Source organism: Georgenia subflava, from assembly GCF_009193155.1.
Taxonomy (GTDB): domain Bacteria; phylum Actinomycetota; class Actinomycetes; order Actinomycetales; family Actinomycetaceae; genus Georgenia; species Georgenia subflava.
In genome coordinates, this window is sequence record NZ_VUKD01000002.1 from 654,504 (window position 1) to 672,536 (window position 18,033).

The following is an 18,033-nucleotide window of genomic DNA, read 5'->3' on the forward strand; positions in this document are numbered from 1 at the left end:
CGCCGTCCATGAGCGACGGCGCACCCGAGTCCTCCGGCCCGCCCGCCCTGGGCAGGGCGCCGGCCCGACGCGAGGCCGTCGTGCAGGGCCCGACCTACCGATTCACGGTCCTCACCTCCCGGCTCGTGCGGATGGAGCACAGCGAGTCCGGGGTCTTCGTCGACGCGCCGAGCCAGCTCGCCGTCGACCGGCAGTTCGACGTGCCGGCGTTCGAGGTGACGGAGTCGGAGGCCTCGCTGGAGATCCGCACCGAGCACCTGCGACTGTCCTACGACAAGAAGGCGTTCACGCCCTCGGGCCTGACCGTGACGATGCTCGGACGCGTCCAGTCCAGCCACCGCTCCACCTGGCACTACGGCAACCTCGACCCCGGGCTGCCCGGACGGCCGGGCAACCTCGGCGGCACGGCCCGGACCCTGGACGACGTCGACGGCCGGACCGACCTGGGAACAGGGCTGCTCTCGGGCAACGGCCACGCGACCGTCGACGACTCCGGCTCCCTGCTGCTCACCGACGACGGCTGGCTCGTCCCGCGCCCCGACGGCGCCGGGCAGGACGTGTACTTCTTCGGGTACGGCCGCGACTACCCGGCCGCGCTGCGCGACTACTTCCGCCTCGCCGGTCCGACGCCGCTGCTGCCACGCTTCACGCTCGGCAACTGGTGGAGCCGCTACCACCCGTACTCGGACGCGGAGTACCTGGCACTGATGGACCGCTTCGCCGCCGAGGGGATCCCGTTCTCGGTCGCGGTGCTGGACGTGGACTGGCACGTGGTCGACGTCGACCCCAGGTACGGCACCGGGTGGACCGGCTACACCTGGAACCGGGACCTGTTCGCCGACCCGGCCGCCTTCCTCGACGAGCTGCACGACCGCGGCCTGCGGGTGACCCTCAACGTCCACCCGGCCGACGGCGTGCGCGGCTACGAGGACGCCTACGCCGACGTCGCCCGTGACCTCGGCATCGACCCGGACTCGCACCAGACGATCCCCTTCGACATCACCTCCCGAGCCTTCGCGGAGAGCTATCTCGCCCGCCTGCACCACCCGCACGAGGAGCTCGGGGTGGACTTCTGGTGGCTGGACTGGCAGTCCGGCAGCTACTCGCGCATCCCCGGGCTGGACCCGCTGTGGCTGCTCAACCACCTCCACTTCCGTGACTCCGCCCGCGGCGGACGGCGGCCCCTGACCTTCTCCCGGTACGCGGGCCACGGCTCCCACCGCTACCCGGTGGGTTTCTCCGGCGACACCGTCGTCAGCTGGGACTCCCTGCGGTTCCAGCCGGAGTTCACCGCGACCGCCGCCAACGTCGGCTACTTCTGGTGGAGCCACGACGTCGGCGGTCACCTGGGCGGGACCAAGGACGACGAGCTCGCCACCCGGTGGGTCCAGCTCGGCGCACTGTCGCCGATCAACCGGCTGCACTCCACGGCCAGCACCTTCAACGCCAAGGAGCCGTGGCGCTACTCCGACCGGGCCGCCGCCGTCATGAGCCGCTTCCTGCGGCTGCGCCACCGCCTGGTGCCGTACCTGTACACGGTGAACTGGCTCGCCCACACCGACGGCGCCCCGCCGGTGCGGCCGATGTACCACGACCACCCCCACGCCCCCGAGGCGTACGAGGTGCCGAACCAGTTCCTCCTCGGACCATCGCTCCTCGTGGCCCCGATCACCGAGCCGGCCGAGCGGCGCAGCCACCAGGCCCGCGTGGACGCGTGGCTGCCGCCCGGGACCTGGTACGACCTGCTCAGCTCGCGCCGCTACGACGGCGGGTCGACCGGACGCCGGCTCGCCCTGCACCGGTCGCTGGAGGCCGTGCCTGTGCTCGCCCGTGCCGGCTCGATCCTGCCGCTCGCGGCCGACCCGATGGCCGACGTCGCCGCGAACCCTGCGGCACTCGTCCTGCGCGTGCACGCCGGCGCGGACGGCGAGCTCACCCTCCTCGAGGACGACGGCGCGGGGGAGGTGACTGCCGAGAACCGGCACGAGACCCCGGTGCGGTGGCAGGAGTCGGGCGTGCGGGCCGAGCTCACGATCGCTCTACCCCGCGGGTCCGGGGTCCTGACCCGACGGACGCTGACCGTCGAGCTCGTCGGGATCGCCGCCGCGCGGGTGCGCGTGGGCACGGGCGAGGACCTCGCCGAGCTCGCCGCGCCAGCAGTGACGCCGTCGCCGTCGGTGCTCACGATCGAGCTCGGCGAGGTCGACCTCGCCGGCGGGTACGCGGTGCGGCTCAGCGACGTCCGGCCCGCCGAGCCCGAGATCCGCAGCGAGATCTTCCGGCTGCTCGACGAGGCCGAGATCGACTACCGCGACAAGGAGATGGCCCACCGCGCCAGCCAGGAGCTCGACGACTCCGCGCTCGCCGGCTCGCTGTACGCCCTCGATCTGCCCGACGCGCTCTACGGCGCCCTGCTGGAGGTGCTCACCGCCGCGCGTCCGTGACGGCCCGGGCGGGACCAGCGCCCGCCGTAGCGCGCCCGTGATGGCCCCGGCCGGGACCAGCGCAAACCCTTGCGCGCACGTGATGGCCCTGGCCGGGACCAGCGCGCCGCCGAGATGTCTAGGCTGAGCACGACCCGACCGGAAGGACCTGCGATGGCACGGCTCACCATCGACGTGCAGATGCGCTGGAGCGACATCGACGGCTACCAGCACGTCAACAACGCCCGGATGTTCACCCTCCTGGAGGAGGCGCGCATCGCCGCGTTCTGGGCCTCCACGCCGGGAGACAAGGGGTTCGAGCCCGTCGGCGGCGGCGTCGACCCCGCGCACGGCGCAGCGGTGCCGGGGACGAAGGTGCTGGACACCGGGCCCGGCTCGGGGACCAACACCTACATCGCCCGGCAGGAGATCGAGTACCTCGCGCCGCTGCCCTACACCCTGCGGCCGGTGCCCGTGCAGCTCTGGATCTCCCACCTCGGCGGCGCCAGTCTGGACATCTGCTACGAGATCCCCGGCCCCGACGGTCCAGCGGCCCGGGCGATGACGACCCTCGTCCTGATCGACGAGGAGACGGAGAGGCCCCGCCGGATGACGGCGGCCGAGCGGGAGAGCTGGTCGCACTACCTCGACGACCCGATCCCCTTCCGCCGTCGCCCCGTCCAGGACACCTGAGCCTCGGCCATCACGGGGCGAGCGCCCTGGTTGCCGACCCTGGCTCAGCACTCGCGGACACGAACCGTGACGCGAGTCCGCACGGCGCCGCCGTCGAGGATCCGCTCTCCTCAGCCCAGCAGGTCGAGCACGGCCCGCTCGACGGCGCCGTGGGTGTCCGGGGCGACCGGTTCGTCCGGGTTGTCGGCGCGCCGGGCGAGAGTGGTGTCGATGGTCTTGCCCCGCTCGGCGAGGTCGAGCACGCGGGAGTCGATGTAGGAGGCCCGGCACACCGCCGGGGTGTTGCCCAGGTACTCGGCCACCGCGCTGACCGACTCGCGCTCCGCGCGCTTGCGCGCCGTGCGGGACGTCGCCCCCGGGATCCGCACGGCCAGCTCGAGTGCGGCCAGCACCGTGCCGTGCCACGTGCGGAAGTCCTTCGCCGAGGCCTCGGGCCCGAGCCGGTCCTTGACGTACTCGTTGATGTCGGCACTGGTGACGTCGCTCCACTCGCCGGAGCGCACGAAGGCGAGCAGCTCCTGCCCGCCCGTGCGCCGCCGACGCAGCCGGGTGAGCGGTGCGACGAGCGCCTCGTCGCGCAGCGTCAGGACCCGCGACTGACCGGACTTGGCGAGGTAGTCGAACGTGATGTCGCCGTCGCGGCCGATCCGGACGTGGTCCTTGCGGAGCGTGGCCAGCCCGAAGCTGCCGTTGTTCTCGGCGTAGCTCTCGCCGCCGATGCGGAAGAAGCCGCGGTCGAGCAGCCGGAAGGCGACGGCCATCGCGCGCTCGCGCGGCATCCCGGGCCGGGACAGGTCCATCGTCACCTGACGGCGGGCCTGCGGCAGGCGGCGGGCGAGGTCGAGGACCCGCTCGTGCTTGGCGGCGTCGCGGCTCTCGCGCCAGGCCGGGTGGTAGAGGTACTGGCGGCGGCCGGCGTCGTCGGTGCCCACGGCCTGGATGTGCCCGTTCGCCGCGGTGCAGATCCATACCTCCCGCCACGCCGGCGGGATGACCAGGGCCTTGCACCGGGCCACCACCGTCGGGTCCGTCACCCGGGCCCCGTCGGCGTCGAGGTAGACGAAACCGCGTCCGGAGCGCCGCCGGGTCAGCCCGGGCTCGTTGGCGCCGACCCGCCGCAGCCTCATGGTCTACCTCGCATGCGGCAAGTGTGGCGGTGGCGTCCCGACGGCGCGCGTGGAAGCTCCCGAGGCATCACCGGGCGGTCAGCGGGAGCTGCGCCGCCATCACCTGTCCCCACCCGCGGGGCTCGACGGTCCGTAGGCCCAGGTGCTCGTAGAAGCCGATCGCCGCCACGTTCTGCGACCCCACCCCGAGGTGGACCCCGGCCGCGCCGCGCGCGCCGACCGCGTCGAAGAACGTCTCCAGCAGCGCCCGGCCGTGCCCGTTGCCCTGCGCCGGCGGCAGCAGGTCGACGTGCAGGTGCGCCGGGTAGCGGGGAAGCCAGTCGCCGGTGGTGCGCAGCCCCCGGTGGATCGTGCGCACGAGGTCCGCGTCCGGGGAGTCATCGGTCTCCGCGGGTAGCGGGTAGCGCGCACGCAGCGGCGGCCACCACACCTCGTGGCACGCCTTCTCGAACGCGACCGTGTCCGCGGTGCCGACCACATAGCCGGCGGCGACGCCGTCGACCCCGCGGAGCACCCGGGCCAGCCCGGGCTCCAGGTGCAGGTACGCACCGAGGTAGACGTGACCGAGCAGCGCAGGGTCGTCGTGCCGGCCGCTCGCGTCCTGGCCCGCGTCGCCGGTGCGCAGGCAGATCTCGTACAGGGTGTCGTGGTCGGACGGCCGGTACCGGTCGACGACGTAGCTCTCAGCCACGCTGCACCTCGACGACCAGGTCCGCCGGCTCCGGGGCCGGCCACCCGGCCGCCACCATGGCCAGCCGCAACGCGCCGACCACCGGGGCGGCGGCGTCGTGCACCCGCCACGCGGACAGCCCGGCGACGACGCCGTCCCGGACCGGGCCTGCGGAGGTGAGGACCGAGCCGGCGAGCACCACGTCGGCGACGTCGGACGCGCGGTCCGCGACGACGCCCAGGGCCGCCAGCAGCGCGGTCACCGCGCGGTCGACGATCGCGGCGGCGACGGCGTCACCGTCGTCCGCGCAGCGGCTCACCGCCGACGCGAAGCCGCCGAGCTCGCTGGGGGAACGCGCGTCGACGAGGCGGACGAGGTCCTGGCGCGGGTCGCCGGTCGTCGGACCGAGGTCGGCGGCGAGCCGGGCGGCGGCGTCGGTGAGCGCGGTCGCCGGGCCGCGGCCGTCCAGGTGCGCCGCCGCGGCCCGCAGCCCCTCGAGCCCGAGCCAGACCCCGGAGCCGACGTCCCCGAGGAGCCAGCCGAGCCCGTCGCAACGGGCGACCTCGGCGTAGCTGGCCAGGCGGCACGCGACCGCGCCGGTGCCCGCCAGCAGCAGGGCGCCGTCGGGTCTCGGGGCGCCGGCAGCGTAGGCGACCACGGGGTCGGTGACGACGTCGAGGCGGCGCGGCGCCGGCAGCCCCGCACCCGCGACGGCCTCGCCGAGCACGGTCGCGGCCCGGTCCCGGCCCGCCGGCCCGGCACCGGCGATGCCGGCGGTCAGGGCCTCGACCGCCCACGCGCGCGAGCCGAGCGCCGTCGACGCAGCGTCGGTCGCCTCGGAGAGCGCCGCCCCGAGGTTCGCTGTCACGGCGCCGGGCGAGGAGCGGAAGTTCCCGCCGGGCCCCGTTGCCCGACCGAGGACCTCGCCGTGCTCCGCCAGCACGACGACCGTCGAGGACGTCCCGCCGACGTCGAGCCCGACGACGGCACGCACGGATGACGTCACGGTGTTCCTCACATCACAGTTTGGTGGTAACTTTCCGGCTTGAGACCAATCGGGAAACTTTGTTCCCCGACGGTCCTGGTCCCATCCAACCAGCAGACCCGGCTTCCCACGGTGCAGAGCTGCACCGGGTACGCCACGCACAAGGAGAGAGAGCATGAGACGACGTGTGACAGTGGCGGCGGCAGCCGCGATCGCGCTGACGCTCGCGGCCTGCGGTGGCGGCGGCGACGAAGAGACGCCGGCCGGCGGGGACGGCACCGGCGGCACGGAGGGGGCCGACTACTCGGGCGAGACCCTCGACGTCTGGATCATGGAGGGCACCAACCCCGACGCGAGCGGCTTCTTCGACGAGGTCGGCGCCGCCTTCGAGGAGCAGACCGGCGCCACCCTGAACGTCGAGTTCCAGCCGTGGGCCAGCGCCCACGACAAGTTCGTCACCTCCATCGCCGGCGGTACCGGGCCGGACGTCGCCGAGGTCGGCACCACCTGGACCCCGGAGTTCGCCGAGATCGGCGCGCTGGAGGACCTGACCCCGCGCATCGAGGAGGCCGGGCTCGACGCCGACCTCGTCGAGGGCCTGGTCGAGGCGGGCACGTTCGACGGCGGTCTCTACGGCATGCCGTGGTACGCCGGCGTCCGCTCGATCATCTACAACACGGAGATCTTCGAGACGGCGGGCATCACCGAGCCGCCGACGTCCTGGGACGAGCTCCTCAGCGCCGTCGAGGCCATCAAGTCCAGCCAGCCCGACGTCATCCCGTTCCCGGTGCCCGGCGACAGCCAGTACGGCGCCTACCCGTTCATCTGGGGTGCGGGCGGGGAGATCGCGGAGCAGGAGGGCGAGACCTGGACCGCCACGATCAACTCCCCGGAGTCGGTGGAGGGCCTGGAGTTCTACACCGGGCTCGCCCTCGAGCACGACTCCTCGACGGCCGCCGCCACCACCTGGAACGAGGCCGGCTCGCTCGAGGCCTTCATGCAGGGCAACGTCGGCATGATCGTCTCCGGCAGCTGGACCCCCGGGCGCATCGCCCAGGACGCGCCGGACCTGGCCGAGAAGATCGCCGCCTTCCCGATCCCGGCGAAGGACGGCGGCGTCGCCGGGTCGTTCCTCGGCGGCTCGCACCTCGGCGTGTTCTCCGACTCTGAGAACCCCGACCTGGCGTGGGAGTTCGTCGAGCTCATGACGACCGGCGAGTTCGCCGACGCGTGGGCGAGCCAGACCGGCTACTTCCCGGGTCAGGCGAGCCTCATGGAGGAGAAGGCCGCTACCGACGACCCGCTCGTCGCCCCGTTCGCGAAGCAGATGCTCGAGGGTGGTCGCTCGGTCCCCGTGACGCCGATCTTCGGCCAGATCCAGGGCGCCAAGACCGTCGAGACGATGCTCCAGTCCATCCTGTCCGGCGGCGCCTCGGTGCAGGAGGCGGCGGACACCGCCGCCGCGGACATGGACGAGATCTTCGCCGGCAGCTGATGTCGCAGGAAGCCCCCGCCCAGGCGGTCCTCGGACCGTCCGGGCCGGCACCGGTCGGCCGGAGCACCCGCTCCGGCCGGCCGGCCCGGAAGAACGCGAGGCGCCGGCTGGTACGGACCACCCGGCCGTGGGTGCTGCTCTCCCCGGCCCTGGTCCTGCTCGCCGTGCTGCTACTCGTCCCGCTCGTACGGGTCGCGCAGCTCTCCTTCCAGGACTACGGGCTGCGCGAGCTCGCCTCGGGGACGACGAACTACGTCGGGTTCGCGAACTACCTCGAGATCCTCGGCTCCGAGTTCCTCTGGCGCACGGTACTGCCGAACACGGTCGGCTTCGCATTCGTCTGCGTGGTCCTGACCGTCACGCTCGGCACCGTCGTCGCCCTCTTCCTCAACACGCTCGGCAACACGTGGCGGGTGCTGTGCTCGACGGCGATCATGGTCGCCTGGGCGGTCCCCGCCGTCACCGGCACCTACGTGCTCATCTGGATCTTCGACCCGCTCAACGGCCTGGTCGCCAACGTCCTGGCCGACGTCGGGATCATCGAGGCCGGTACGGTCAACTGGTTCACGGACCGCCTCGGCTTCTACGCCATCGCCACCCTCAACGTGGTCCACCACGGCTTCCCGTTCATCGCCATCACCGTGCTCGCCGGCCTGATGACCGTGCCCACCGAGCTCTACGAGGCGGCGAAGATCGACGGCGCCGGCGCGTGGCGGCGCTTCTGGAAGATCACCGTGCCGATGCTCAAGCCGGTCTTCGCCGTCGTCACGATCCTCTCGACGATCTGGGACTTCAAGGTCTTCACGCAGATCTACCTCATGCCCGGCGGCAACGGCGGGAACCCGGCCGTCTTCAACCTCGGCGTGTGGAGCTACATCGAGTCCTTCGCGCAGGGCAAGTACGGCATGGGCTCGGCCATCGCCGTCCTGCTGACGCTGATCCTGCTCTCGATCACCGTCGTGTACATGCGCACCCTGTTCAAGGAGGAGGACCTGTGAGCCGCAAGGTGCTCGGCCGGACCGGCAAGGTGCTCGGCATCGTCGCGCTGCTGGTCTTCTCGCTCTTCCCGGCGTACTGGATGTTCACCACCGCGATCGACGCCGACGCCGCCACCCGCGGTGCGTCGCTGCTGCCCACCGACCTCACGTGGGCGCACTTCGACCGCGTCCTCGACCAGGGCGGCTTCGGCACCTACATCAAGAACTCGGTGCTCGTCGCCACCGGCACCGTGCTGATCTCGGCCCTCGTGGCGCTGCTCGCCGCCGTCGCCGTCGCCCGGTTCACCTTCTCCTTCCGCAAGGCCGTCCTGGTGATGATCCTCATCGTCCAGATGGTCCCGCTCGAGGCGCTGGTCATCCCGCTGTTCCTCCAGGCGCGCAACCTCCAGCTGCTCAACTCCCTGATCGGCCTGGTCATCGTCTACCTGGCGTTCTCGCTGCCGTTCGCGATCTGGACGCTGCGCGGGTTCGTCGCAGCGGTGCCGAAGGAGGTCGAGGAGGCCGCCTACATGGACGGCGCCTCCTGGGGGCGGATGTTCTGGTCGGTGCTGCTGCCGCTCGTGGCGCCCGGCCTGGTGGCGACAAGCGTGTTCGCCTTCATCACGGCCTGGAACGAGTTCATCTTCGCGCTGACCTTCATGCAGGACTCCGACCGGTACACGGTGGCGATCGGCCTGCAGAAGTTCTTCGGGCAGAACACCGCCGACTGGGGCGCCGTCATGGCTGCCTCCACGCTGATCACGCTTCCGGTGGTCGTCTTCTTCACCCTCGTCCAGCGCAACCTCTCCTCGGGGCTCGCGGCCGGGGCGGTGAAGGGATGACCGGGATGCCTGCCCGCCGGCCCGCAGTGGTCCCGACCGTAGGCGCGGACGACGTCCGCCGCGCCGTCCTCGGCGTGCTGATGCCCGGCTTCACCGGCACCCAGCCGCCGCCGTGGCTGCTCGACGCCGCCCGCGACGGGCTGGCCGGCGTCGTCCTCTTCGCCGGCAACACCCCCGACATCGCCACCACCCGGGCCCTGACCGACGCCCTGCACGCCGCCGGCCAGCTGGTCGTCGCGGTCGACGAGGAGGGCGGGGACGTCTCCCGTCTGCAGGCTGCGACCGGGTCGGCGCTGCCCGGCCTCGCAGCCCTCGGCGTCGTCGACGACGCGGAACTGACCCGCCGGACCGGCGCCGCCCTGGGCGCCCTGCTCCGGACCGCCGGGGTGGACCTCGACCTCGCCCCGGTCCTCGACGTCGCGTCCGAGCCGCGGAACCCGGTCGTCGGTGTGCGCTCCCTCGGCGCCGACCCGGCGCTCGTCGGGAGGCACGGCGCCGCGCTCGTCGCCGGCCTGCACGACGGCGGGGTGGCCGCCTGCGGCAAGCACTTCCCCGGTCACGGGGCGACCACCACGGACTCCCACCTGGACCTGCCGGAGCTCGACGTCGACGCAGCGACGCTGGCCCGCCGGGACCTGCCGCCCTTCGAGGCCGCAGCCGCGGCCGGGATGGACGCCGTGCTCACCGCGCACGTCCGGGTGCCCGTCCTCGGGCCACGTCCGGCGAGTCTCGAGCCGGCCGTGACAGCCCTGGCGCGCGGCCTCGCCGGCGGCTTCGACGGGCCGGTCATCACCGACGCGCTCGACATGGGCGCCGTCGCCCGCGACCCCGGCTTCGGCGAGGCCTGCGTGCAGGCCCTGGAGGCCGGTGCCGACCTGCTCTGCCTCGGCACCACTGCCGGCCGCGACGACGAGCGCCTCTTCCGCACAGCCCTCGGCGCCGTCACCGACGCGCTGGCGACGGGCCGACTCGCGGTGGCGCAGCTGACGGCCTCCGCGGCGCGCACCGACCGGCTGCCCGAGCGGGTGGCCGCCTACCGTGCCGCCGCCGGTGCAGCCGTGCCGTCCGAGACCGCATCGACCCGGCTGGCGGCGGTCGGCGCCGAGACCGCCCGCCGGGCCGTCAGCACCCGCGGCGACGTCGCCCGGAGCGGCACCCCGGTGCTGCTGGACCTGCGCCGCCAGCTCGACCACGCCGCCGGACGGACGTCCACGGCCTTTGCCGACGCCCTCGCAAGGCGCCGCCCGGGCACCGAGGTGGTGGCCACCGGCCGCGCAGCCGCCGCCCCGGTCGGCATGGCGCTGGAGCGGATCGACCCCGGGCGGCCGGTGGTCGTCCTCACCCGGGAGCCGCTGGCCGACGACGGCGAGCACGCCGACCTCGACGCCGTGCTCGCCGCGCGCCCGGACGCCGTCGTCGTCCACGCCGGCACGTCCGCCGCCGCGCCGGACGTCCCCAACCTCGTGCTCGCGCACGGCGTCGGCCGCGCCAACGCCGAGGAAGCCGTCGGACGGATCACGTCGTGAAGGTCCTCGCCCTGTCCTCCGGGACCTCTGTCGACGCCATCGACGTCGCGCTCGCCGAGCTCGACGACGATGCCGGCACCCTGGCGCTGACCCCGCTCGGCCACACCGAGGTGCCCTGGCCCGCCGAGCTGCGCGAGCGGATCCTCGCCGCGCTGCCGCCCGCTGAGATCGGCGTGGGGGAGTGGTGCCGGCTGGACACGCTCGTCGGGCAGACGTTCGCCGAGGCGGCGGCGTACGGGCTCGAGCGGCTCGGCCCGGCGGACCTCATCGCCTCGCACGGCCAGACCCTCTACCACTGGGTCGAGGAGGGCCGCGCCCGCGGCACCCTCCAGGTCGGGGCGCCGGCCTGGATCCACGAGCGCACCGGTGTGCCCGTGGTGCACGACCTGCGCAGCGCCGACGTCGCCGCCGGCGGCCACGGCGCCCCGCTGGTCAGCCTGCTCGACCACCTCTGGCTCGGGGAGCGCCGCACCGCGGCCCTGAACGTCGGCGGCATCGCCAACATCACGGTCGTCGGTCCGGCCGGCCAGACGGCGGGCGCGCGGGTCGTCACCGGAGACACCGGCCCCGGCAACTGCCTGATCGACGCCGCCGTCGCGGACCTGACCGGCCGCCCCTACGACGCCGGCGGCGAACTGGCGGCCGCCGGCACCGTCGACGGGGGCGCCCTGGAGGTCCTGCTCGCCGACCCGTTCTACCGCCGGGAGCTGCCGCGCAGCACGGGCCGTGAGCACTTCCACTCCCGCTACGTCGCCGAGCGGCTGGGCGCCGCCGGCCTAAGGCTGTCCGGCCCGGACCTGGTGGCCACCCTCACCGAGCTGACCGCGCGGACGGTCGCCGACCAGGTTCGCGGCGCCGGCGTCGAGCGCGTCGTCGTCTCCGGCGGCGGCGCCCACAACCCCGTGCTGATGGCACGCCTGCGCGACCTCCTCCCACCGGTGGTCACCGCGACCGAGCTCGGCCTCGACGGTGATGCGAAGGAGGCCTACCTGTTCGCCGTCCTGGGCTACCTCGGCGTCCGCGCTCTGCCGGGGACGGCGCCGCGGACGACCGCCGAGCCGGACGGCCCGCGAGCCACCGGTGCGCGGCACCCGGCGGTCCTGGGGTCCCTCACCCCGCCCGCGCCCGCACCGTGCGCACCGGCCACGGCGGCCGTGCGTCGCCTCGTGATCGTCAAGGAGCACCCATGAGCCGACCGGACAACGACTGGCGGCAGGTCCTGGGGCTGCGCTCACCCACGGAGGACCGCAACCCGCGCACCGAGGCGATCGACCAGCTGCCCGCCGCCGACCTCGTCCGGCTCATCATGACCGAGGACCGCTCCGTCGCCGCGGCGGTGGAGCTCGCCGCCGGGGCCGTCGCGGACATGGTCGATCGCGCGGTTGCCGCGATCGTCGGCGGCGGCCGCGTCCACTACGTGGGGTCCGGCACCTCCGGCCGGCTCGGGGTGCTCGACGCCGTCGAGCTGCTGCCCACCTACGACGTCGGCGAGGAGACGGTCCGGGCGCATCTTGCCGGCGGGCCGAGCGCGATGATGGTGGCCGTCGAGGGGGCCGAGGACGACGTCGACGCCGGCCACGAGCTCGGCGGGTCGGTGGCGGCCGGTGACCTCGTCGTCGGGCTGACCGCCAGCGGCCGGACCCCGTTCGTGGCCGGGGCCCTGGCAGGCGCCCGCGAGGCCGGGGCGACGACGGCACTGGTCTCGACCAACCCCGGCGCCCCGCTGGCGACAGACGTAGACGTCGCGGTCCTGGTGGACACCGGTCCCGAGGTGATCACCGGGTCGACCCGGATGAAGGCCGCCACCGCCCAGAAGCTCGTCCTGAACACCTTCTCCACGGCCGTGATGGTGCGTCTGGGGAAGACCTACTCCAACCTCATGATCGAGGTGCGGCCCACCAACAAGAAGCTCCGCGCACGGACCGTGCGGATGCTCGTCCAGGCCACCGGCAAGAGTCCCGAGACCTGCGCGGCCGTCCTCGAGGGGGCCGACGGCGACGTCCGGGTCGCACTCGTCGCCCTGCTCTCGGGCGCCGAGGTGAGCACCGCGGCGCTGGTCGCCGACGGTTTCCCGCCCGACCCGCGACGGGTGTCCGACCCGGCCGGGGTCCGCTCCGCCGTCGCCGTCATGGCAGAGGCGCAGGTATGACGGTCGCCGCGCCCTGACCGGCGAGGCACCTCGCCCCGAGACGTCCATCCAAACCCGATCGAAGGAGGCCATCCGCGAACAGGGCACCCGCCCGCCGGCCCCGCCACCCGACGACGCGTGGCGGCGCCACCGACGAGACGAGAACGAAGGAGCAGGACATGAGACGACCGACCAGACGGACGATCGCCGCATTGGGGGGTTTTGCACTTCTGCCCGCACTGGCCCTGGCCGCACCGGCCACGGCCCAGTCCACCGACGTCGAGCACGCCGCAGCAGCCCAGGAGCAGTGGCGCGGTTACTGGGTCGACGCGTTCAACGAGGGCATCTACGACGCCGCCGAGGTCACCGAGCTGGTGTCCGAGGCCCAGGATCTCGGGGCGAACGCTCTCGTGGTCCAGGTGGGGCGCCGCTTCGACTGCTTCTGCAACGACGCGCTCTACCCGCGCACGGACGCCGGCATCGACCCGGCACCGTACGACCCGCTGGCCGAGGTCATCGACCAGGCCCACGCCGCCGGGATCGAGGTGCACGCCTGGGTCAACGCGACGACGCTGTGGAACTCCGCCACACCGCCGAGCTCGCCCGAGCACGCGTTCAACGCCCACGGCCTCGACGCCGAGGGCCGCGACCGGTGGCTGAACAAGCGGGTCGACGGCTCCGAGAAGATCGGCAACAACACCTACATCGACCCCGCCAACCCCGACGCCGTGGACTACGTGGTCGACGCCGTCACGTCGATCACGGAGAACTACGACGTCGACGGCGTCAACCTGGACTACATCCGCTACCCCGACTACAACACCGCCGGGGTCTTCGTGAACGACTGGGGCTACTCGGACACCTCGCTGAGCCGGTTCGCCGCCGAGACCGGGCGCACCGACGTGCCCGCACCCGACGACGAGCAGTTCAGCGACTGGCGCCGCGACCAGGTCTCCAACCTGGTGCGCAAGATCTTCGTCGCCATGTACCAGGTCGACGACTCCGACCGGCTCAGCATCAACGGCATCACGTACGCCTACGGGCCGGCGAGCTACGGCGGCTGGGAGGGTACGCGTCCCTACGCCGAGGTCCTGCAGGACTGGAAGGGCTGGCTCGACGAGGGGATCGTCGACACCGTGACCGCGATGAACTACAAGCGGAACTGGATGCCCGAGCAGGCGCGGATGTTCACCGAGTGGAACGACGCGCTGATCGACTACCGCGCGGACCGCCACGTCGTCAACGGCCCGGCCCTGTACCTCAACGACATCGACGACGCCGTCGCCCAGGCGACGGAGACCGTCGAGGCGGGCTTCGACGGCTGGATGGGCTACTCCTACGCCAACCCCACCCAGGACGCGACCGCGTCTGGGGACCCGGCGGTCAAGGACGCCGAGCGGGCGGCCCTGGTCGACGCGCTGCGGGCAGACGTCTTCGCCGAGGACGTCGTCGTGCCGGAGATGACCTGGAAGACCGCGCCCACCACGGGCAACGTCTCGGGCACCGTGACGCTGGGCTCGCGTGACGCGGCCGACCAGGTCGACGTCGTCCTGCACCCCGTCGCCGGGACACCCGGGGAGAAGGTCTTCGTGCGCACCGACGGCTCCGGCTGGTTCGGTGCCGTGGACCTCGCCCCCGGCCGCTACCGCGTCCAGGTGGTCGAGGACGGCGCCGAGGGCACCGCGTCGACCTTTGTCCGCGTGGGCGCGGGCGAGGTTGCCGAGGTCGACGTGCGGGCCGAGTCGCTCAGCTAGCCGCAGGGTCTCGGGGTGCGTCGCCCTCGTGCGGCGCACCCCGGGCGCTGTCCGGCACCCGAGTCGCTCAGGCCGTCGGTGTGGTGTCCGCGTCGGCGGGCACGCGCACCATGCCCTCCTGGGAGATGGTCGCCACGTGGTGCCCGGCGGTGTCGAAGACCTTCGCCAGGCCCAGACCGCGCCCGCCCTGGGCGCTCGGGGACTCCTGGACGTACAGCAGCCACTCGTCCACGTGCACGGGCCGGTGCCACCACATCCCGTGGTCCAGGCTCGCCACGCTCAGGCCCTTGGTGCGCCAGCTCAGCCCATGACGGCGCAGCACCGGCTCGAGCAGCACCTGGTCGCACGCGTAGGCCAGCAGCGCGCGGTGCTGCAGCTGGGTGATGCCCTCGGGCAGCGGCGACCGGGCCCGCATCCACAGCATCTGCGACTCGGCGGGCTCCGAGGAGGGGCGCAGGTAGAGGCTCTCCCCGACGTGCCGGATGTCGAAGGCGGCGATCGAGGACATGAAGGCGGCGACCGGATGGTCGACCTCGCGGAACAGGTCGATCGCGCTGGGCAGCGTCTCCGGGTCCGGCGCCGCTGGCGCCGTCGCCGCGTGCTCGCGGCCCGGCTGGTCCTCCTGGTAGGAGCTGATCAGGGAGAGGATCGGCTTGCCCTGCTGCAGGGCGTGGGTGCGGCGGGTGCTGAAGGAGCGGCCGTCGTGCAGCCGCTCGACCGCGAAGCTGATCGGCAGCTCGAGCTTGCCCGGGCGCAGGAAGTAGCCGTGCACGGAGTGGAGCTGGCGCTGGGAGCCGGGGAGCGTCGCGGCGGCCGCCAGCACCGACTGGGCGAGCACCTGGCCGCCGTAGACCCGGTTGTTCAGCTGGGGCAGCGACGTGCCGGTGAACTCGTCCGGCCCGAGCCGCCGCAGCCGCAGGGTGGCCAGCACCGAGGCCATGGGTTCGACGTCGGTCTCCGGCACGTCGAGGACCTCTGTGGCAGGGGCGTCGGGCAGCTCGGGCATCGTGGTCCTCGGGAGGAGAAGTGACAGGGCGAGGGGGCCGCGCTACAGCAGCGACGACCGACCGCCGGGCACGGGCGAGTTGACCATCATGTGCGCGGCGCGCTCGAGGTAGTCCCAGAGCAGCTCCTCGAGGTCGGCCGCGAGCTCCAGCTCGTCCACGCCGACCCGCATGTGCGCCAGCCACCGGTCCCGGGCCTCGGGGGTCACCGTGAAGGGCAGGTGCCGACGGCGCAGCATCGGGTGTCCCCGCCGCTCCTGGTAGGTGGTCGGTCCGCCCCAGTACTGCTCGAGGAACATCGTCAGGCGCTCCTCGGCGCCCTCCCAGTCGTCCTGCGGGTACATCGGGGCGAGGACCTCGTCCTCACGCACACCCTGGTAGAAGCGGTGCACCAGCCGCCGGAACGTCTGGTGGCCGCCCATGGCCTCGAAGAGGTTGCTCATCTCGTCCGGCTGCGTACTCACCGCTCCATCATCCCTCACAGACCGAGCTCGGCCAGCACCGGCAGACCGTCGCGGACCCGCGTGCGCGCCTCCAGCGCCGACTCTGCGTCGACGGCGGCTCGGGCCAGCCGCCGGCACGTGGCCAGATCCGTCGCCGCCAGCACGGCGGCGACGTCGGCCAGGGCGCGGGGCGTCATGGACAGGCTGGAGACTCCCAGACCGGTCAGGACGACGGCGAGGGCCGGGTCGGCGGCCGCCTCCCCGCACACCCCCACCGGCCGGGACTGCTGGGCGCCGCCGGTGCAGGTGGCCTCGATCAGGCGCAGCACGGCCGGCTGCCACGGGTCGCTGAGCTCGGCCAGCGAGCCCAGCAGCCGGTCCGCCGCCATGGCGTACTGGGTCAGGTCGTTGGTGCCGATGGACGCGAAGGCGGCCCGCGCGAGGATCGGGCCGGCGAGCAGCGCGGCGCTCGGCACCTCGACCATCACACCTGCGGTGTCCAGACCGTGCCGGGCGCACGCCTCGACGAAGTCCTCGGCCTCGGCGACGGTCGCCACCATCGGCGCCATCACCCAGACGTCGGCCTCCTCCGCGGCGGCCGCGGCTGCGATCGCGGCGAGCTGGTTCTCCAGCACGTCCGGCGCCCGCCGCGCCGTCCGCAGCCCGCGCACCCCCAGCGCCGGGTTGGCCTCGTCGACGTCGGTGACGAAGGGCAGGGGCTTGTCGGCGCCGGCGTCGAGGGTACGCACCACGACCTTGCGGCCCGGGAACTCGGTCAGCACGGAGCGGTAGGCGCGCACCTGCTCCTCGAGCGAGGGCTCGGCGTCGCGGTCGAGGAAGCAGAACTCGGTGCGGAACAGCCCCACGCCCTCGGCCCCCGCCTCGGCGGCGGCCCGGGCCTGCGCCGGGTCCCCGACGTTGGCGACCAGGGAGACCCGGTGCCCGTCGGCGGTGCGGCCCTGCCCGTCGAACGTGCGGACGACGGCGGAGCGCTCCTCCGCCTGGCGCACGCGTTCGGCGTCGGGATCGATCTCGACGGTGCCGGCCCCGCCGTCGACGAGCACGACCGTGCCCTCGGGCAGCGCCGCGAGCGCGTCCGGAAGGCCGACGACGGCGGGGATGCCGAGGCCGCGCGCGAGGATCGCCGTGTGCGAGGTCGGGCCGCCCTCGGCGGTGACGATGGCCCGGACCTGGGCGGGGTCCAGCAGGGCGGTGTCCGCGGGTGCGAGATCGGTGGCGACCAGGACGAACGGCTCGGTGCGGTGCGGGACTCCCGGCACCGCTGCACCCGTGAGCTCGGCGATGATCCGGTCTCGCACGTCCGCCACGTCCCGGGCCCGCTCGGCCATGTAACCGCCGAGGGCGCGCAGCTGCTCGGCCACCCCGGCGGCGGCCTCCCAGACGGCTCGCGGCGCCGAGGTGCCGCCCTCGCGCACCTGCTTCACGGCCGCACCGACCAGCGTGGGGTCGGTGGCCATCTGGGCGGTGGTCTCCAGCAGCTCCTTGCGCTCGCCGTCCACGGTCGCCGCCGCGGCCTCGAGGGCGGCGGCGACCGCCTGCGCCGCGGTCGGGATGCGGTCGGCGTCGGCCTCGGCGGTCCCCGGTGGCGGCGGGTCGGCCGGCGGCTCCCCGGCCGGCGGGCTCACCTGTGCGACCCCGCCCGCGGCGAGGCCGGGGCTGACGCCGACCCCCTGCAGCAGTGCGCTTCGCTGCGCGGACTCCCGGGTGCCCGTGGGCGAGGCGTCGGTGCCTCGTCGGTCGGTGCTCATGGCGTGCTCCTGTCCCTGATGCTGCCGCCATCATGCCGCCTGGCGCGCCGGCGGCGCGATGCCGCGCGGCGGAGCCGTGGTTCCGGGTCGGGCGGTGTCCGGTGGGAGCTCTGGTTCTGGCTGGAGCTGTGCCCGGCGGGAGCCTTGGTCCCTGTTGGGGCTGTGCTCCCTCGGCGCCCCTGTTCTCGAGGGGCCAG

At 73.6% G+C, this 18,033-nt stretch carries 15 protein-coding genes; 9 read left to right on the forward strand and 6 right to left on the reverse strand.

The window, feature by feature from the left end; translation table 11 throughout:
* Positions 1–8 precede the first annotated feature (8 nt).
* Positions 9–2,444, forward strand: a complete 2,436-nt coding sequence (locus GD748_RS09510; RefSeq protein ID WP_152194916.1) for a glycoside hydrolase family 31 protein — start codon at positions 9–11, stop codon at positions 2,442–2,444.
* 153 nt (positions 2,445–2,597) lie between these two features.
* Positions 2,598–3,116, forward strand: a complete 519-nt coding sequence (locus tag GD748_RS09515) for an acyl-CoA thioesterase (protein ID WP_152194917.1) — start codon at positions 2,598–2,600, stop codon at positions 3,114–3,116.
* Between the two features lie 110 nt (positions 3,117–3,226).
* Here the strand turns inward: GD748_RS09515 and GD748_RS09520 are convergent, their stop codons facing one another.
* The 3 genes from GD748_RS09520 to GD748_RS09530 all read right to left on the reverse strand — a co-directional run bounded on the left by GD748_RS09520 (position 3,227) and on the right by GD748_RS09530 (position 5,919).
* Positions 3,227–4,243 (reverse strand): DNA topoisomerase IB, encoded by a 1,017-nt coding sequence (locus GD748_RS09520; RefSeq protein ID WP_152194918.1) that lies wholly within the window; start codon positions 4,241–4,243, stop codon positions 3,227–3,229.
* Positions 4,244–4,310: 67 nt separating this feature from the next.
* A complete protein-coding gene (locus GD748_RS09525) occupies positions 4,311–4,934 on the reverse strand; it encodes a GNAT family N-acetyltransferase (protein ID WP_152194919.1) in 624 nt (207 codons plus the stop codon).
* Positions 4,927–5,919 carry an N-acetylglucosamine kinase gene (locus GD748_RS09530; RefSeq protein WP_193312899.1) on the reverse strand — a complete coding sequence of 331 codons (993 nt, stop codon included), beginning with the start codon at positions 5,917–5,919 and terminating at the stop codon, positions 4,927–4,929. Before GD748_RS09530 ends, GD748_RS09525 begins: the two co-directional genes overlap by 8 nt.
* Before the next feature lie 154 nt (positions 5,920–6,073).
* Between GD748_RS09530 and GD748_RS09535 the strand changes: the two genes are divergently transcribed.
* From GD748_RS09535 to GD748_RS09565, 7 genes are all read left to right on the forward strand, one after another.
* A complete protein-coding gene (locus tag GD748_RS09535; protein WP_152194921.1) occupies positions 6,074–7,393 on the forward strand; it encodes a sugar ABC transporter substrate-binding protein in 1,320 nt (439 codons plus the stop codon).
* On the forward strand, positions 7,393–8,391 hold the full coding sequence (locus GD748_RS09540; protein ID WP_152194922.1) for a carbohydrate ABC transporter permease: 999 nt from the start codon (positions 7,393–7,395) through the stop codon (positions 8,389–8,391). Before GD748_RS09535 ends, GD748_RS09540 begins: the two co-directional genes overlap by 1 nt.
* Complete coding sequence (locus tag GD748_RS09545; RefSeq protein WP_226921053.1) at positions 8,388–9,212, forward strand: carbohydrate ABC transporter permease; 825 nt, start codon at positions 8,388–8,390, stop codon at positions 9,210–9,212. Before GD748_RS09540 ends, GD748_RS09545 begins: the two co-directional genes overlap by 4 nt.
* Positions 9,209–10,738, forward strand: a complete 1,530-nt coding sequence (locus tag GD748_RS09550; RefSeq protein WP_152194923.1) for a glycoside hydrolase family 3 N-terminal domain-containing protein — start codon at positions 9,209–9,211, stop codon at positions 10,736–10,738. Before GD748_RS09545 ends, GD748_RS09550 begins: the two co-directional genes overlap by 4 nt.
* The gene (locus GD748_RS09555; protein WP_152194924.1) at positions 10,735–11,928 is read left to right on the forward strand and encodes an anhydro-N-acetylmuramic acid kinase; all 1,194 of its coding nucleotides are present in this window, start codon (positions 10,735–10,737) and stop codon (positions 11,926–11,928) included. The genes GD748_RS09550 and GD748_RS09555 overlap by 4 nt, the downstream gene beginning before the upstream one ends.
* Positions 11,925–12,887, forward strand: coding sequence for an N-acetylmuramic acid 6-phosphate etherase (locus GD748_RS09560; RefSeq protein ID WP_152194925.1), 963 nt, complete (start codon positions 11,925–11,927; stop codon positions 12,885–12,887). Before GD748_RS09555 ends, GD748_RS09560 begins: the two co-directional genes overlap by 4 nt.
* A 158-nt stretch (positions 12,888–13,045) precedes the next feature.
* Positions 13,046–14,620 (forward strand): family 10 glycosylhydrolase, encoded by a 1,575-nt coding sequence (locus tag GD748_RS09565; protein ID WP_152194926.1) that lies wholly within the window; start codon positions 13,046–13,048, stop codon positions 14,618–14,620.
* Positions 14,621–14,687: 67 nt separating this feature from the next.
* Here the strand turns inward: GD748_RS09565 and GD748_RS09570 are convergent, their stop codons facing one another.
* The 3 genes from GD748_RS09570 to ptsP are packed head-to-tail and all read right to left on the reverse strand — an operon-like array spanning position 14,688 to position 17,836.
* The gene (locus GD748_RS09570; RefSeq protein ID WP_226921056.1) at positions 14,688–15,626 is read right to left on the reverse strand and encodes an acyl-CoA thioesterase; all 939 of its coding nucleotides are present in this window, start codon (positions 15,624–15,626) and stop codon (positions 14,688–14,690) included.
* Positions 15,627–15,668: 42 nt separating this feature from the next.
* Positions 15,669–16,067, reverse strand: coding sequence for a globin (locus tag GD748_RS09575; RefSeq protein ID WP_152195090.1), 399 nt, complete (start codon positions 16,065–16,067; stop codon positions 15,669–15,671).
* Positions 16,068–16,102: 35 nt separating this feature from the next.
* Positions 16,103–17,836 (reverse strand): phosphoenolpyruvate--protein phosphotransferase, encoded by a 1,734-nt coding sequence (gene ptsP / locus GD748_RS09580; protein WP_152194927.1) that lies wholly within the window; start codon positions 17,834–17,836, stop codon positions 16,103–16,105.
* Between the last annotated feature and the right edge of the window lie 197 nt (positions 17,837–18,033).

Coding starts and splice junctions, on each gene's coding strand:
- GD748_RS09510 (WP_152194916.1), top strand. CDS start 9: ATGAGCGACGGCGCACCCGAGTCCTCCGGCCCGCCCGCCCTGGGCAGG.
- GD748_RS09515 (WP_152194917.1), top strand. CDS start 2,598: ATGGCACGGCTCACCATCGACGTGCAGATGCGCTGGAGCGACATCGAC.
- GD748_RS09520 (WP_152194918.1), bottom strand. CDS start 4,243: ATGAGGCTGCGGCGGGTCGGCGCCAACGAGCCCGGGCTGACCCGGCGG.
- GD748_RS09535 (WP_152194921.1), top strand. CDS start 6,074: ATGAGACGACGTGTGACAGTGGCGGCGGCAGCCGCGATCGCGCTGACG.
- GD748_RS09540 (WP_152194922.1), top strand. CDS start 7,393: ATGTCGCAGGAAGCCCCCGCCCAGGCGGTCCTCGGACCGTCCGGGCCG.
- GD748_RS09550 (WP_152194923.1), top strand. CDS start 9,209: ATGACCGGGATGCCTGCCCGCCGGCCCGCAGTGGTCCCGACCGTAGGC.
- GD748_RS09560 (WP_152194925.1), top strand. CDS start 11,925: ATGAGCCGACCGGACAACGACTGGCGGCAGGTCCTGGGGCTGCGCTCA.
- GD748_RS09565 (WP_152194926.1), top strand. CDS start 13,046: ATGAGACGACCGACCAGACGGACGATCGCCGCATTGGGGGGTTTTGCA.
- GD748_RS09570 (WP_226921056.1), bottom strand. CDS start 15,626: ATGCCCGAGCTGCCCGACGCCCCTGCCACAGAGGTCCTCGACGTGCCG.
- GD748_RS09575 (WP_152195090.1), bottom strand. CDS start 16,067: ATGAGCAACCTCTTCGAGGCCATGGGCGGCCACCAGACGTTCCGGCGG.
- ptsP (WP_152194927.1), bottom strand. CDS start 17,836: ATGAGCACCGACCGACGAGGCACCGACGCCTCGCCCACGGGCACCCGG.